The organism is Lentibacillus sp. L22, assembly GCF_040812445.1.
Taxonomy (GTDB): Bacteria; Bacillota; Bacilli; order Bacillales; family Amphibacillaceae; genus Lentibacillus_C; species Lentibacillus_C daqui.
Map to the genome: position 1 here is coordinate 1 of NZ_JBFNXI010000036.1, position 16,275 is coordinate 16,275.

16 protein-coding genes and 1 pseudogene are annotated in these 16,275 nt (G+C 43.4%); 4 read left to right on the forward strand and 13 right to left on the reverse strand.

Annotation, left to right across the window (positions count from 1 at the left end; translation table 11 throughout):
* Positions 1-246: 246 nt before the first annotated feature.
* The 4 genes and pseudogenes from ABRT01_RS13720 to ABRT01_RS13735 form a co-directional block, all read right to left on the reverse strand.
* On the reverse strand, positions 247-468 hold the full coding sequence (locus tag ABRT01_RS13720) for a hypothetical protein (protein WP_269411112.1): 222 nt from the start codon (positions 466-468) through the stop codon (positions 247-249).
* Positions 465-860, reverse strand: coding sequence for a hypothetical protein (locus ABRT01_RS13725; RefSeq protein WP_367747952.1), 396 nt, complete (start codon positions 858-860; stop codon positions 465-467). Before ABRT01_RS13725 ends, ABRT01_RS13720 begins: the two co-directional genes overlap by 4 nt.
* 2 nt (positions 861-862) lie before the next feature.
* Positions 863-1,081 (reverse strand): annotated as a pseudogene (locus ABRT01_RS13730) (ATP-binding cassette domain-containing protein); the annotation flags it as partial.
* A complete protein-coding gene (locus tag ABRT01_RS13735; protein WP_269411110.1) occupies positions 1,078-1,467 on the reverse strand; it encodes a GntR family transcriptional regulator in 390 nt (129 codons plus the stop codon). The gene ABRT01_RS13735 and the pseudogene ABRT01_RS13730, both read right to left, overlap by 4 nt.
* 423 nt (positions 1,468-1,890) lie before the next feature.
* Here ABRT01_RS13735 and selD point away from each other — a divergent pair, with 423 nt between their 5' ends.
* The 3 genes from selD (at position 1,891) to ABRT01_RS13750 (ending at position 4,408) form a co-directional block, all read left to right on the forward strand.
* Positions 1,891-2,940, forward strand: coding sequence for a selenide, water dikinase SelD (gene selD, locus ABRT01_RS13740; RefSeq protein ID WP_269411109.1), 1,050 nt, complete (start codon positions 1,891-1,893; stop codon positions 2,938-2,940).
* Between the two features lie 27 nt (positions 2,941-2,967).
* Positions 2,968-4,008, forward strand: coding sequence for a tRNA 2-selenouridine(34) synthase MnmH (gene mnmH, locus ABRT01_RS13745; protein ID WP_269411108.1), 1,041 nt, complete (start codon positions 2,968-2,970; stop codon positions 4,006-4,008).
* A 67-nt stretch (positions 4,009-4,075) separates the two neighbouring features.
* The gene (locus tag ABRT01_RS13750; RefSeq protein WP_269411107.1) at positions 4,076-4,408 is read left to right on the forward strand and encodes an ASCH domain-containing protein; all 333 of its coding nucleotides are present in this window, start codon (positions 4,076-4,078) and stop codon (positions 4,406-4,408) included.
* 25 nt (positions 4,409-4,433) lie between these two features.
* Here the strand turns inward: ABRT01_RS13750 and nagZ are convergent, their stop codons facing one another.
* Entirely contained in the window at positions 4,434-5,669 is a 1,236-nt protein-coding gene (gene nagZ / locus ABRT01_RS13755; protein WP_269411106.1) for a beta-N-acetylhexosaminidase, read from the reverse strand.
* 153 nt (positions 5,670-5,822) lie between these two features.
* On the opposite strand from nagZ, the gene ABRT01_RS13760 reads away from it, so the two are divergent.
* A complete protein-coding gene (locus ABRT01_RS13760; RefSeq protein ID WP_269411105.1) occupies positions 5,823-6,218 on the forward strand; it encodes a VOC family protein in 396 nt (131 codons plus the stop codon).
* 353 nt (positions 6,219-6,571) lie between these two features.
* Here the strand turns inward: ABRT01_RS13760 and ilvA are convergent, their stop codons facing one another.
* From ilvA to ilvB, 8 genes are all read right to left on the reverse strand, one after another.
* On the reverse strand, positions 6,572-7,510 hold the full coding sequence (gene ilvA / locus ABRT01_RS13765) for a threonine ammonia-lyase (protein ID WP_367747959.1): 939 nt from the start codon (positions 7,508-7,510) through the stop codon (positions 6,572-6,574).
* Positions 7,511-7,637: 127 nt separating this feature from the next.
* Positions 7,638-8,225, reverse strand: coding sequence for a 3-isopropylmalate dehydratase small subunit (leuD, locus tag ABRT01_RS13770; protein WP_269411104.1), 588 nt, complete (start codon positions 8,223-8,225; stop codon positions 7,638-7,640).
* A gap of 12 nt (positions 8,226-8,237) precedes the next feature.
* The gene (gene leuC / locus ABRT01_RS13775) at positions 8,238-9,644 is read right to left on the reverse strand and encodes a 3-isopropylmalate dehydratase large subunit (protein WP_269411103.1); all 1,407 of its coding nucleotides are present in this window, start codon (positions 9,642-9,644) and stop codon (positions 8,238-8,240) included.
* An 18-nt stretch (positions 9,645-9,662) separates the two neighbouring features.
* The gene (leuB, locus tag ABRT01_RS13780; protein WP_269411102.1) at positions 9,663-10,769 is read right to left on the reverse strand and encodes a 3-isopropylmalate dehydrogenase; all 1,107 of its coding nucleotides are present in this window, start codon (positions 10,767-10,769) and stop codon (positions 9,663-9,665) included.
* 75 nt (positions 10,770-10,844) lie between these two features.
* Positions 10,845-12,392 (reverse strand): 2-isopropylmalate synthase, encoded by a 1,548-nt coding sequence (locus tag ABRT01_RS13785; RefSeq protein WP_269411101.1) that lies wholly within the window; start codon positions 12,390-12,392, stop codon positions 10,845-10,847.
* Positions 12,379-13,413 carry a ketol-acid reductoisomerase gene (gene ilvC / locus ABRT01_RS13790; RefSeq protein WP_269411100.1) on the reverse strand — a complete coding sequence of 345 codons (1,035 nt, stop codon included), beginning with the start codon at positions 13,411-13,413 and terminating at the stop codon, positions 12,379-12,381. Before ilvC ends, ABRT01_RS13785 begins: the two co-directional genes overlap by 14 nt.
* A gap of 54 nt (positions 13,414-13,467) precedes the next feature.
* Positions 13,468-13,983 carry an acetolactate synthase small subunit gene (ilvN, locus tag ABRT01_RS13795; RefSeq protein WP_269411099.1) on the reverse strand — a complete coding sequence of 172 codons (516 nt, stop codon included), beginning with the start codon at positions 13,981-13,983 and terminating at the stop codon, positions 13,468-13,470.
* Positions 13,980-15,698, reverse strand: a complete 1,719-nt coding sequence (gene ilvB / locus ABRT01_RS13800; RefSeq protein WP_439649426.1) for a biosynthetic-type acetolactate synthase large subunit — start codon at positions 15,696-15,698, stop codon at positions 13,980-13,982. Before ilvB ends, ilvN begins: the two co-directional genes overlap by 4 nt.
* Positions 15,699-16,275: the final 577 nt, after the last annotated feature.

The following is a 16,275-nucleotide window of genomic DNA, read 5'->3' on the forward strand; positions in this document are numbered from 1 at the left end:
ATAAAATGCAAGAATCCTGCTAAAAAGTAATTAATTTTAAATAATTTAGATTAAACTGTTTTGATACCCCTCATATTCCGTTTTTCCAGATTTCAAATCTACGACCATGACCGAGGTATCTTGCTGCCCGAATTGCTGGTTACTCACAATATAGAGGTGATCATCCCTTACTTTTATAAGCGGGCGGCCCATTGCTTCCGCTTGATAGGATTTTGGCAGGTTGATCGTCTGATGTTCTGTTATTTTCTAAGCATTTGTGTCATAAGCAATGATGTTTAGTTGATTCCCTTTTGCCTTAGTGAAATATAGTGTTGTTCCATGAACCGATTCGACTTTTGCCCCTTCTCGCAACTCTTTGGGTAATGATAATTTTTCCTGCTGATTGGTTTTCAAGTCATAACGAACTACATTACTGCCGATATATGACACTTCCCCATCCTCAGGCGCAACCTTACTGTCTTCCTTCACAATAAATATATCGTTCGGTTCGCTATTACCTGCATCTTTTGGTAATACCTACATGCCTGTTGATGCATCACTTTCCATTTTTTCCGAACGGGATTGGATCGTCTCTTCACCAACGATTTTACCAGCATGTATGTCCAAGTCATATACATGCATTTCTGTATCATCGGCGCTACAAACCATAAGGAATTAGTAATCTGATCAAATGACATCGCCCCATTATCACGTAAAACGACTTCCTGTGAAACATGTTCTTCATGAATGTTGTGGCTAGCCATATTGAGATAACCTTTTGCTTTAACAATAACCCCAACAAACTGCATAACAACAGTTACCATGATTAAAGCAAAATAAATTTTGACAAATCGCTCAAATTCAAAATGAACCAGTTTCAAATAATGTTTTCATAGCTATGTTTGTTGAGTTTTCCCCCATCAATTAAAATCTGCCCGCCGTTAATTGGGGTCAGTGCCATAATCGCGTTAAGAATCGTTGTCTTTCCTGCACCATTGATACCAATCAAACAGGTAATCTCCCCTTTATTAGCGGTGAAGGAAATGTCGTTAAGTACTTGTTTACGACCAAATTTTTTCTGTACATGTTTAACTTCAATCACGCTTTTCCCTCCTGTTCATTTTTTGCTGCGTATTTTTCCTTCACTAAATCCAGCACCTCATCCACCGGTACTTGTATCGAATGGACAGCCTCAACAAAGGAATTAACTGCCTGTATAATCAGCTCTTCCCTTACCGCTTTTAACGTTTGTTCATCTTTTGTAATTCGACTGGGCAAATTGCGCTCGGTATAAATCAACCCTTCTTCCTCCATTTCTTTATAGGCTCGTTGTGCAGTATTGGGATTAATCTTTAACTTGTTGGCTAATTCCCGCCGTGACGGAATTTCCTGTCCCGGTTCCAGTATGCCTGTCGCAATTTCTTCTTTAAAATGATGAATCACTTGTACATAGACAGGATCCCGGTTATTGAACTTCATGGTTTTCATTGACCCAGCTCCTATAATTCTTGGTTATGTAGCTTTTCGAATGGTGTATCAACCGATTAATACACCATAAGCATAAAAAGTTGTGTATTAAATCGTTAATACACCCTTAAGATGTATTATACGGTTCATACACTTTGATTGTCAATGGGGGTATATGATTTTTTTAATCTTGTCCATCGTGAATTTCAGCGATTCTAGGTCGAACCCTCAGCAAAACGCACCGACTATTACCGCAAAGTCTTCATCCCGACAGACGTGAAAAAATGCGAGGATTCGACCGAGAGACGGGCTGTCATGGTAGATGTGAAAGTATCTTTTAATAACCCACTATTTGCAAATGCACCCTACACTTGTCCCGCACTTGCAGTAGTATGTTAAAATGAAACTATTGAATACCGTGTTCCATGGGAAGGATGATAAAAGATGGAAAAAACACCTGATATAAAATTAACAAGTCTGTCGTCAAAAGGTGGTTGTGGCTGTAAAATCGGACCTGCTGATTTATCACAGGTTTTGCGCTCATTGCCGCCAACTGTCCAGAATCCAAATTTGCTTGTTGGGCTGGATACAAGTGACGATGCCGGGGTATACAAATTAAATGATGAAACAGCTATTGTACAGACAGTAGACTTTTTCACACCGATCGTTGATGACCCATACAGTTTCGGCCAAGTTGCTGCAGCCAATGCCATTAGTGATGTTTATGCCATGGGTGGTACGCCGATTACAGCCCTTAATATTGTGGCATTTCCGATCTCGACATTAGATAAGAGCATTCTGGCGGAAATATTGCGTGGAGCTGGCGATAAACTATCGGAAGCAGGGGTTTCTCTTGTTGGCGGTCACTCGATTGATGATAAAGAACCTAAATTTGGTTTGGCAGTAACCGGGGTTGTCCATCCTGATAAAGTTAGAACAAATACCGGCGCAAAACCTGGCGATAAGCTCATTTTGACCAAGCCGATTGGTGTCGGCATTTATTCCTCATCGATTAAAAGGGATTTACTTACCGAAGAAGAAATCGATCGTGTTACCAAGGTGATGACTACTCTAAATAAAACAGCGTCGGAAACAATGGCGAACTATGATGTTCACGCTTGTACCGATGTCACTGGTTTTGGCCTGCTTGGTCATGCATCGGAAATGGCCCAAGGCAGTGATGTTGAAATCCGCATTATGAAAGACCAGGTTCCCGTCTTGCCACGTGTCAAAGAACTTGGTGAATCTGGTGCAGTGCCAGGTGGGACGAAAAACAATTTTGATCATGTAAAAGATATCATTACGTTCCCGGAAACAATGGATCAAATGGACAAATGGATTTTATGTGATGCCGTTACATCAGGCGGTCTGTTTATTTCCGTTGCAAACGATGATGCCGATGCTCTCCTTGCTGAATTACAAGAAAAAGGTGCGGGCGCAAAAATCATCGGAGAAGTTGCCGATGGTAAAAATGGACAAATCACTGTTCAGTAGTTTAGATGTTAGGAAGTGACAAAAGCGATGTTTCACGATATAGCATTAGATGACCTATTCGCTTTACAACAAAAGGAAGCACATACATTAATTGACGTCCGATCACCAAAAGAATTCCATGAATCGACCATCCCAGGGAGTATGAATATCCCGGTTTTTAATAACGAGGAACGGGCCGAGGTTGGTACGATTTATAAGCAGGTGGGACCGGAAGCAGCGAAAGAACGGGGGCTGGAGATATTCTCAGCCAAGCTCCCCGACTTTATCGCGGCATTCCGCCAAATTGATACGCCAAAGACCGTGTTTTGTTGGCGCGGCGGGATGCGGAGTAAAACTGCAGCAACCGTGCTTGATTTAATGGGCATCAAAGCAAACCGATTAAGCGGAGGATTTCGTACGTACCGCCAATGGGTCGTGGCAGAATTGGCCAAAGCAGACTTCAAACCGGATCTATACGTACTTAATGGTTATACCGGTTCAGGCAAAACTGCCATTTTAAAACGACTTGCACAAAACGGATACCCGGTCATAGACTTAGAAGGGATGGCGAATCATCGCGGCTCGATTTTTGGTCAAATCGGGCTGGAGCCAAGCAATCAGAAAGCATTTGAATCACAGCTGGTGCAAGCAATGTTGCGCTATCAGGATGCACCGTTCGTGTTTGTGGAAGGAGAAAGCAAACGGATTGGCAAGGCAACACTGCCAGACTTCTTTTATGAGAAAAAGGAAAAGGGCCTCCAATTATTTATCGACATGCCAATGGAGGAACGCATTCACAATATTTTAGATGATTATCAGCCGTGGAATTTACCGGAACAGTTCCTGGAGGCATTCCGGATCATTAAAAAACGAATTCATACCCCCGTAGCCAAGCAGATTGATGAAGATTTACAGCTTGGCAATTATACCAATGCAGTACAGTTGTTGCTGGAGTATTATTATGATCCCCGATATGAATATGCGGCGAAACAATACCCGGAGGATCGTAAAATCCATATCCGGGCGAATAATGTTGAAGAGGCACTGCAAGGGATTGAAAGCGTGTTGAAACAAAAAGCTGTTCACTAATTTTTTATCTTGCAACTATACCATTAATGATTCAGGAAGATTAACAGGAGAAGGAGAGTGACTCAGCATGACTAAAAACCAGACATGGCCGGAAAAGTTTGATATTCATAAACTGGTAACCATTCCAGAGGACATTGAAAAATTGATTAAGGGTGAGAAAACTTCTGTACGCCGGAATGACCGCTATGCCGACCCCGGTGATACTACCAAGCTTGATGGGCACACATTTATAATAGAAAATGTCTACCCGCAAAAATTGAAAGACGTGACCGAAGAAGATGCGAAAGACGAAGGATACCAAAGTCTTGAAGCATACAAACAAGCGATCACTTCCATTCATGAAGCCGTAGTTTGGGATCCGGAAATGGAAGTTTGGGTGCATGAACTGAAGCGGCAATAGGGTGCGATGGTTTTTTGCACCCTATTTATTTTTGTTTTAATAATTTGTCTACTGAAGCCGATTCTACTTGTTCATCCGTGATACGATATTTTCTTTTAAGCTTGATAATCCGTTCTACACTCTCATTAATTCTTTTCTCGGATAAATCTCCGTTATCGACTGCATCTTTTAATGCTTTTACCGCTTGCATAACATTTTCCTCATCATGAGCCACCATCACAATATCACTTCCCGCTTGAACGGCTTTCACCGCTGCCTCTCCAATCGCAAAGTTATCCATAATAGCCCCCATTGTCATATCATCAGTCATCACCACACCATCACCATGTAATTGGTCTCGCAGAACTCCTTGAATCACCTTCTTGGACATCGAGGCTGGGTAGTCCGCATCCAATTTTGGCAGTAGGATATGTGCCACCATCACAGCATCCGCTCCCTGCTCCATCGCATTTTCAAAAGGAGGCAACTCTGTCTGCTGTAACTGATGGATATTTTTGTCTACTTTTGGCAGTTGTACATGAGAATCCTCAGATGTATCCCCATGACCGGGAAAATGTTTGATAACCGGGATAATTCCTTCCGACTGGATCCCCTGCATTGTTTGAATACCCAGGCTGCTTACGATTTCCGGATTATCGCCGAATGACCGATCGCCGATGACCGGATTATCCGGATTACTATTCACATCCATCACCGGGGCAAAATCCATATTAAATCCAAAGGCCTGCACTTGTTTGCCCAAAGTCACACCTATGGACCGAGCATATTCTTTATCATTTCGCTTGCCAATCTGACCATTATTCGGGATCGGCGTCAATTCGCCAGGCAACCTGGACACATCGCCACCTTCCTGGTCAACCCCTAAAAATAATGGCATGCGATTTCCTTTATTTTGCGCTTTCAGGTCATTTACCAATTGTAGTGTTTGTTCGGGACTTTCCATATTATTGGCATACAAAATGATGCCGCCAACTTTATCATTGCTGATGAGCGCTTTGGCCTGCTGATCAGCCTGCGTACCATCCACGCCAGCAATAATCATTTGGCCAATTTTTTCGTCGAGTGACATATTTTCAATCATTTTTTTTGTTTTCTGATCAGTTTTTGAAGGTGCTTTGTGATTGGAAGACATTTTCGCTTTTTGCGATGAGGTGGCAGAATTTGACTCCCTGTTATTTGCGTTCATTTGATGCACTAAAAGGTAACCTCCCACAATAATAATTATAAAGATGATCAATCCCAATCCAAGTTTCTTAGCCATTTGCATCCCTCCAATATCATTAGTTCACACCTGTTAATCATCATAAACTTACTTAACTATTTTATAACAGTTTACTTTCCATTTCACCCAAATCATTTTGTTTTTAATATAATCCGGGTTAGACTATAGGAAAATCACTTGGGAGGAATTATCATGAAAAAACTTGTACCACATATTCGAATTAAAAATTGCAAAGAAGCTGTAAACTATTATCACCAAGCCTTTGGTGGGGAAATCAAAAATGTGCAAACATCGGACGGAATGGAAATGTTCAAAGGGCATGAGGGCAAATATATCCATGCTGAGTTGCATATTAATGATGGCTGTATCATTTATTTTGCAGATGTGTTTGACAATCAAATCGAAAATGGAAACAACATCTTACTTGGTCCAGACCTTGAAAGCGAGGAAGAGATAACCCGGATCTACAACTTTCTTGCCAATGATGGTGAGGTGCAGATGGAATTACAGGATACATTCTGGGGTGCCAAGCATGCGATCGTTATTGATAAATATGGAGTTTCATGGGAGCTTAACTATACGAAATAGATTGGCAATTAAAACAGGGTTCCTTTGAATGCATCATTATGAAATTTTATCTGATTTAGGTTGATATTTCGCGCGGTTCAGTCGATAGTTCCGCCTTTAGGGTTGATATACTTTGTTCCAGGGTTGATGCTATGCTCAATTTGGTTGATGTCACGCGCCATCCGGTCGATAACATACTCGATTTGGTCGATATCCCGTTTTTTAGGTTGACACCATTCTCAATCTGGTCGATAGCAAAAGCAGGACAATGGACCGGTCCCCGTCCGATCGCAATGACTGGGACAGAAGAACCATCCCACTGTCCACCGAAAAATAAGTGCCTGTCACCATGATTCCGGTGGCAGGCACTTATTTTATGCCGGGAATTGCAATTTCTTGGCCAGATGTTGCAGGTTTGGCAGCGTACTAATATCCATGTTTCCACCACTGACGATGACACCACAGTGCCGGGATTTAATTTGCTCCCGGTACTTGAACAATGCCGCCAATGATGCTGCACCAGCACCTTCAAGCAATGTTTTATTACGTTCCAGCATATATAACATCGCAGCGGCAATTTCTTCATCGTCTACCGTTACAATATCGTCTACATACTCTCTGATGATTGGCAATGTACGCTTGCCTGGTTGTTTCACGGCAATCCCTTCTGCAATCGTGGAGACTGTCTTGGCGTTTTTCACTTGATTCGTATGATAGCTTTCATACATGGCAGGTGCCCCGGATGCTTGAACCCCGATGACTTTGATGTTCCGATTAACGTGTTTTGCCCCGACAGCAATCCCGCTAATCAGGCCACCACCACCGATTGGAACAAGAATCGTGTCGATCCGGTCTTCTTGTCTGAGGATCTCCATTGCCATGGTTCCCTGTCCGGCCATCACATCCTCATCATCAAACGGATGAACGTAGACAGCTCCGGTTTGCAGTTGTCTTTTTAACGAGGCTTCATACGCTTCCTGGAACGTTTCACCCGTTAGCACTACCTCAGCGCCATAATTACGGGTTGCCTCTACCTTGGCAAATGGTGTCTTCTCCGGCATATAAATCATTGCACGGGCACCTAACTTTGCCGCTGCATGGGCAACACCTTGCGCATGATTTCCTGCTGAAGCGGTGATGACACCCTTATTTAGCTGCTCCTTCGACAGTTGCATCAGTTTAAAACTTGCTCCCCTAAACTTAAACGCACCTGTTTTTTGCTGATTCTCCATCTTGCAATAAACATGTTTTCCCACTATTTTATCTGTTGTCACTGATGTAAGCAATGGTGTACGGTGAACGATGGGAGTCAAACGTTCTATCGCAGTATGAACTTTTTCACCTGTTAATCCGCAATCCCCAATTGTGTCACTCTCCTTGATTTATCAGAATGTGTTTGTTCATAAAGACTGAGTTAACCTTATCCTATTATCAGCCAACTTATGCGCCGGTATTCTCAAAAGCTGTAATCTTGTCTTCATGCTGTAAGGTCAACGCAATTTCATCCCAGCCATTCATTAATTTTTCCTTATGATATGCTGGAAAGTCAAAGTATACTTTCTCTTTACTATCTGTATCGGTTATGCACTGATTTTCCAAATCCACACGCAATACCAGCTTGATCTTTTCCGCTTGTTGCATCCATTTATTAACCTGTGCCTCTTCCATCTTGATTGGAATAATGCCATTTTTTAACGCATTATTGTAAAAAATATCCGCAAAACTTGGTGCAATGATCACACGAAATCCATAATCAAGTAATGCCCATGGTGCATGCTCTCTGGACGAACCGCAGCCAAAATTTTCACCGGTTATTAAGATCGACGCATCTTGATATTCCGGTTTATTCAGACTAAAATCAGAACGCTTGTTACCATCATCATCAAACCGCCAATGGTAAAATACAAATTGGCCAAATCCGGTTCGCTCAATTCGTTTTAAAAATTGTTTTGGGATAATTTGATCTGTATCCACATTGGTACGATTCAGCGGATAAACCAACCCTTCATGTTGTTTAATAGCTTCCACTTCTGCCACCTCCTAACTTGCAACGCCTGTAAATTGACGAACATCCACAAAATGACCTTCAATTGCTGCCGCTGCAGCCATTTCCGGACTGACCAAATGAGTACGGGAACCATTTCCTTGTCTGCCTTCAAAGTTCCGATTAGATGTTGATGCACATCTTGAGCCTGGCGGGACCACATCATCGTTCATGGCCAGACACATACTGCATCCAGCTTCACGCCACTCAAATCCGGCTTGTTTAAAGATTTTATCAAGGCCTTCTTTTTCTGCCTGCAGTTTAATACTGAAGGAACCAGGTACCACAATTGCCCTTACACCAGGCTTCACTTGTTTGCCTTCAACAATACTGGCGGCTTTTTGCAAATCACTCAATCTGGAATTGGTGCACGATCCAATAAAGACGTGATCAATTTCAATGGACGTAATTGGCTGACCTTCCTCTAGTCCCATGTAAGCCAAGGCCCGTTGTACATCCTCCTTGTGTTCCACACTGTTTAGGTCTGGTGTTGATCCGCTTACCGGTACACACATTCCCGGGTTGGTTCCCCATGATACTTGTGGTTCAATCTCTTCCGCGTTAATCGTTACCGTTTTGTCGTAAACAGCTCCATGATCGGTAGCCAGTGCCAGCCATTCTTCGGCTAATGCATCAAACGCCTCGCCTTCAGGAACATATTCTTTACCTCGTAAAAATTCAACCGTTGTTTGATCCGGACTAATCAACCCTGCCCGAGCACCGGCTTCAATGGACATGTTACATACCGTCATTCGGCCTTCCATCGATAAATTGCGAACTGCATCACCTGTATATTCAATGACGTATCCCGTTCCGAATCGGACGCCGAATTTGGAAATGATCGCCAAAATCAGGTCTTTCGCTGTTACGCCAACACCAAGTTCCCCATCAACATGGACGTTTAATGTCTTTGGCCGTTCTTGCCAGATCGTTTGTGTCGCCAAAACATGTTCCACTTCACTCGTACCGATCCCAAACGCCAAAGCGCCAAACGCACCATGGGTTGATGTGTGACTATCCCCACATACAATTGTCTTTCCAGGCTGAGTCAGACCGAGCTGTGGACCAATGACATGGACAATACCCTGATCGGGGTGAAACATATCGGCAAGTTTGATACCATTGTCTTCACAATTCTTCTTTAGTGTTTCCATTTGTTTTTTTGCGATTTGATCTTTAACCACATCACGATGTTTGGTTGGGACATTGTGGTCCATCGTTGCGTACGTCAAATCCGGCCGGCGCACTTTCCGGTTGTTCAGACGTAACCCCTCAAACGCTTGCGGAGAGGTTACCTCATGAACTAAATGCAGATCAATATATAATAAATCCGGCTCTCCCGCTGCTTGATGTACGACATGTTTATTCCAAATTTTATCGATAATTGTCTCTGGTTTACCCATTTTGTAACCCTCCTTTGCCTAAGCATACATGCTGCAAATACTGTCCGAAACGCTTTTCGTTGTCAAATTATCTATTACGATATTGGTTAATTCTTTCGTACCGACCTGTTTACCACCATCTATTTTCAAATCGGCTGTATGATAGCCTTGATCAAGGCACCGCTGAACCGCCTCTTCAATTTCATTTGCTTCGGTTTCCAGTTGAAATGAATGCTTCAACATCAAGGCTGTCGATAAAATCATACCTAATGGATTGGCAATTCCTTTTCCAGCAATATCCGGTGCAGATCCATGGACAGGTTCATAAAGACCTTTACCATCAGACCGGATACTTGCTGATGGGAGCATGCCAAGCGATCCAGTTAAGACAGATGCTTCGTCACTAAGAATATCTCCAAATAAATTCTCGGTGACGATAGTATCAAATCGGTTCGGTTCCGTGATTAACTTCATTGCCGCAGCATCAACCAGCAGATGCTCAACCGTTACATCCGGATAATCCTGCTGCTTTTCTTCAACAATTTCACGCCACATTCTGCTTGATTCCAACACATTGGCTTTATCCACTGATGTTAAATGGTTGTTCCGCAGTCTTGCCGTTTGAAACGCCTTGTCAATAATTCGTTCCATTTCCGACCGTTGATAGGATAGGGTATCGACAACTGCATTGCCATTTTCCCACCGTTCACTCGGTCTGCCAAAATAAAGGCCGCCGGTTAGTTCACGGATAATCATAATGTCACTGCCTTTAATCACTTCTTCCTTTAATGGGGAGGCATGAAGTAATGGGGTAAATCCTTTGATTGGCCGTAAGTTGGCAAACAAACCAAGTGATTTGCGAATGCCAAGCAACCCTTTTTCTGGACGTACATGTGCAGGAAGGGAGTCCCACTTACTTCCTCCCACAGCACCTAACAAGATAGCATCAGCGTTGTGACATGCCTTTACTGTATCTTCTGGTAAAGGGGTACCAAACTGGTCATACGCATCGCCACCGATCGCATGCGTGTGAAACGTAAAACTATGACCGAATTCTGCGGCGATCGTATTTAAGACAACTTTAGCCGATTCCATAATTTCTTTCCCAACACCATCACCCGGAAGCAGTATAATTTGTTTATTCAAAAAGCTCCCCTCCTTTTAATCTGTCTTATTTGGACGCCCAGCTAATGATTCCGCCGGGCACCCTCATGTTTTTATTTACTTTATAGCCGCTTCTTTCTTTTGACTAGCCTGTTGTTGTACAATGTAACGATTGACAGCATTTAAGAACGCATTTGCCGATGCCTCAATAACATCCTGTGCGGCTCCCCTGCCATTCATTGGTTCACCATTAATCACGAGCTGTACATGTGATTCGGCTAGGGCATCTTTTCCGCGGCCAACTGAATTAAGCTGATAATCTACCAATTGCAACTCTTCTTCAATTAATGAATCCAATGTCTCATACAATGCTTCCACACTGCCCTGTCCGGTACAGGCCGCTTGCACTGTTTCCCCGGCAGGAGTTTTCAATTTGATGGACGCTGTTGGGATATTCGCCGTGCCATATTGTACCTGGAACATCTCCAACTGATATTTATCAACCTTGGACATATCTGTTTGAACCTCGGTTAAAATGGTAAACAAATCATCATCGGTTACTTCTTTTTTCCGATCGGTCAACAGTTTGAACTGATTGAAAGCTTCTTGCAGTTTTTCATCGGACAGTTCAAAGCCTAATTTCTCCACATTTTCCTTAAATGCATGACGTCCGGAATGTTTGCCAAGGAATAACGTATTCGAGCTGACACCAACCATTTCCGGTGTAATGATTTCATAGGTCGATGCATTTTTCAGTACCCCATCCTGATGGATACCTGACTCATGTGCGAATGCGTTTCGGCCAATCACTGCTTTATTCGCTTGCACATGCATACCGGTCAATTTAGCTACCAAGTCACTGGTCCGCTTTGTTTCGGCAAAATTAATTCCTGTTGCATACGGATAATGGTCGGAGCGAATTTTCAATGCTACTGCTACTTCTTCCAAAGCAACATTTCCCGCACGTTCGCCAATTCCATTAATGGCTCCTTCGACCTGTGTCGCACCATTTTCCACGGCAGCAATCGAGTTGGCAACCGCCATACCCAAATCATTGTGACAATGACAAGAAAGTCTTACCCGGTCAATGTTCGGCACATTTTCCTTCATATAACGAAACATATGGCCATATTCACTTGGCGTTGCATAACCGACCGTATCTGGCAAATTAATCACCGTTGCACCAGCGTCAATAACCTGTTCAATAATGCGGGCAAGAAACTCCAAATCGGAACGTGATGCATCTTCTGCTGACCATTCGACTTGTGGAAACTTCTGACTGGCATAGGAAACCATCTCAACCGCGGTATCAATCACTTCCTGCGGCGATTTCTTCAATTTATATTCCATGTGAATGGGCGATGTCGCCAAAAAGATATGCACGCATGGCTCCTCTGCGCTTTTTAGTGCTTCCCAGCATGCATCAATATCCGTTTTTACCGTTCGAGCAAGCCCGGTAACCGATGTTCCTTTAATGGTTTCCGCGATTGTTTTTACCGCGTTGAAATCCCCTTTGGAGGAAGCGGGAAAGCCCGCCTCTATCCGGTCCACACCGTAACGTTCCAGCTGTTTGGCAATTTCCAGTTTTTCCAGCTGGTTCAGATTCACCCCGGGGGATTGTTCGCCATCACGCAATGTTGTATCGAAAATCTTAATTTCTGACATGCTGTTTCACATCCTTTTGTTTTTGTTGAACTGGTTGCTTCACAAAGGGCATTAATTCACGTAACTCCCTTCCAACTGATGTGATGAGATGATTATTTTCTTGACGGTTAATCGCATTGAATTTTGGTCGATTTGTTTGATTTTCCTGGATCCATCCTTTGGCAAATTCACCTGATTGGATATCAGAAAGTACTTCTTTCATGCGACCTTTTGTTTCTTCATTCACGATTCGTGGTCCGGAAACAAAATCACCCCATTGTGCCGTATCCGAGCAAGAGTAACGCATATTTTCAAAGCCGCCTTCATAGATCAAATCGACGATAAGCTTCATTTCATGACAACATTCAAAATAAGCAACTTCCGGTTGATATCCTGCTTCAACCAATGTTTCGAAGCCTGCCTTAATCAGACTTGTCAAGCCACCACATAGTACAGACTGTTCACCAAATAGATCGGTTTCCGTTTCTTCCTGGAATGATGTTTCCAGAATCCCTGCCCGTGCAGCACCAATTCCATCTGCATATGCCAGGGAAAGCTGTTTGGCATTTCCGGTTACATCCTGTTCTACAGCGTATAATGCTGGTACACCTGCGCCTTCCTCATATGTTCTGCGCACCAAATGTCCCGGACCTTTTGGCGCTACCATGAATACATCCACATCCGATGGTGGTACAACTTGGGTAAAGTGAATATTGAATCCATGAGCAAAGGCAATCGCACTGCCAGGCTTCAGATTATCTTTAATACTTTCCTCATATACTTTTGGTTGCAATTCGTCTGGTAAAAGTATCATCACGACGTCTGCTTGACTAACCGCTTCCGCAACTGTCAGGGCAGTGAATCCATCCTCTTCCGCTTTTTGCTGGGATTTCCCCGGGCGAACGCCAATTACTACATCTTGCCCGCTATCTCTTAAGTTTTGCGCGTGTGCATGCCCTTGTGATCCATAACCGATTACTGCGATTTTCCTTCCTTGTAATACCTCTTTTTGAATATCCTTTTCATAAAGTACTTTTGCCATGTTTATTCTCCTCCAATATTGTGTATATTTGATATTTTAAAACCATAATGATGGTCAAATCGATAAGTAATTGATTTCTGTTACATTCTGCTGCTGTCCTCTTGGGAAAGCCGTGATTCCGGTTTTGGATAACTCCTTGATTCCATATGGACGAAGCAATGCTATCAGCGCATCCACTTTGTCAGGTTTACCAGTAACCTGGATGATCAGGCTATCCTTGCTGACATCGATGACTGAAGCGCGAAATGGTGAAATAATGCCCTGGATTTCTGCTCGCATTTGACCACTGCCTACTACTTTAATTAATGCCAGCTCCCTGGCCACCATTGCCTTATCGGTAATATCCGAAACTTTAAGGACATCAATTTGCCGATGCAGCTGTTTGGTTAATTGCTCAAGTTTTTGGAAGTCACTTACATCCACAACCAATGTCATCTTGGAAATTCCTTCTGTTTCCGATCCGCCAACAGAAATACTTTCAATATTGAACTGGCGTTTGGACAGCATCCCTGTTACCCGATTGAGAACACCGCTGCGGTTTTGCACCGTAGCTGTTATGATCCGCTTCATTTCTTCACCCCAATCATCTCGTGATTCCCCTTCCCGCTTGGAACCATAGGGAAGACACATTCCATTTTGGTTACCCGGCAATCCACAACGACCGGATCGTCATTGGCAAAGATGTCATTTAACATTCCTGGAACATCTGCTTCTTTATCAACACGAACACCGCTAATGCCATAACTTTCTGCCAATTTAACGAAATCCGGGCTGGAGATAATGGATTCAGAATATCGTTCATCATAAAACTTTTCCTGCCATTGCCGAACCATACCCAATGAACCATTGTTGACGATTAGAATTTTTACAGGCAGCTGGTAATCTTTTATCATCGACAGTTCCTGCATGGTCATTTGGAAGCCGCCATCACCAACAATGGCAACAACCAGCTCATCTGGTGCACCAAGCTGTGCGCCAATGGCTGCCGGAAAACCAAAGCCCATTGTTCCAAGCCCGCCTGACGTAACCCATTTATTCGGTTTATCAAACAAATAATATTGGGCCGCCCACATCTGATGCTGGCCAACATCCGTTGTAATGATTGCCTCACCGTTGGAAGCACGATAAACCTCTTCTATGAGCCACTGTGGGGACAATAAATCTCCTGACCGTTCATACCATAGCGGGAATTCTTGTTTCATATCCTGTAAATGCTGCTTCCATTCTTCATGCTGCGGTAGATTTACTGATTGATTCAGCAATGCCAGGAGTCCTTCTTTTGCATCCGACACAACCGGAATATCGGTCAGAACGTTTTTGCCGATTTCCGCCGGGTCGATATCAATATGGGCGACCTTGGCATTTGGCGCGAAATGTTCCAGTGAACCCGTTAACCGATCATCAAATCTTGCCCCGATATTAATCAGCAGGTCACATTCGTAAATTGCCATGTTGGCTGCATATGTTCCATGCATGCCGGCCATTCCCAAATTCAGCGGGTTTGTTCCCGGAAAACTGCCAAGTCCAAGTAATGTCGTTGTCACCGGCAGCTGGTATTGGTCTACAAACTGCTTTAATTCGGTTGAAGCTCCTCCAAATAATACACCAGCTCCAGCAAGTACCACCGGTCTTTTAGCATTTGCCAGCGCATCTGTCAGCTTAATAATTTGCAATGGGTTGGGCTTGGTAGTCGGTTGATATCCTGGTAAACACACCTCACTATTGCACTTTTCTGACAATGAAGCGGTGGATATATTCTTGGGGATATCCACAACTACCGGTCCTGGCCTTCCCGTACTAGCTATATGAAAAGCCTCTTTAACAACTCTTGGCAGATCACTAAGCTGCTTTAACTGGCAATTGTATTTCGTAATTGGGGTCGTCACACCCATTACGTCTGTTTCTTGAAAGGCATCTGTTCCGATCACATTACTGCCAACCTGACCGGTAAATATGACTAATGGGAGTGAATCCATCATGGCATCGGCAATTCCGGTAACCAAATTTGTTGCCCCTGGCCCCGATGTTGCCAACACAACGCCAGGTTTTCCGGTTACCCGGGCATAACCCTCGGCTGCATGAACCGCACCTTGTTCATGTCTTGGTAGAATGTGCTTAAATGGGGCATTGCTGCGATATAATGCGTCATAAATAGGTAACACAGCTCCCCCCGGATAGCCAAATAAGGTATCTACTTCAGCCTCTACCAATGATTCAATAAGTAATTCAGCACCAGTCATCGTCTTCTCTGATTTAACAAATTCACATTCAACCTCCGCCTTCACCTCATCATACCTCCTCATTTTTTAGATTTACGGGGTGTTTATCCCACACCTGCTTAGGTTTTTGGTTTACCACACTTAAAGGTGGGGTATTACATCCTGTTAATGCGTCGAGAATGAAAAAAGGCTCTCTCCACCCCAAAACTCTGCGTATTATCAGAATTTATCGGGATGAAAAGAGCCTTTCTCTTCACGGTACCACCCAGGTTTGCAGCACCCTCGCGAATACTGCCTTATGGAGCTAAAATAGTCAAATCAAGTAAAGAACCGTCTTTTTGAACAATTTCGCTCCTTTTGGTAACAGGTGCAACACACCCGGCTAAGCCTAGTAGGATAATCCGTTCAGCAAAGCACTCAGGGAAGATGTCGGAGTAAGATGTATTTCCGGGCTTCCAGCAACCCCGGATCTCTGAAAATACACGAACCTTATTCCTTTTTTCCCGTCATCGAGTTCAAGATTATGGTCAAGAATCTTTATAATTGATATTGCGAATTATCATACACTGTTTTTTCAAAAGGGTCAACAGGTATTTCTAACTTTTTTGATACTTTGGATAAGTTCGCGAGAAATGGTTGCGCT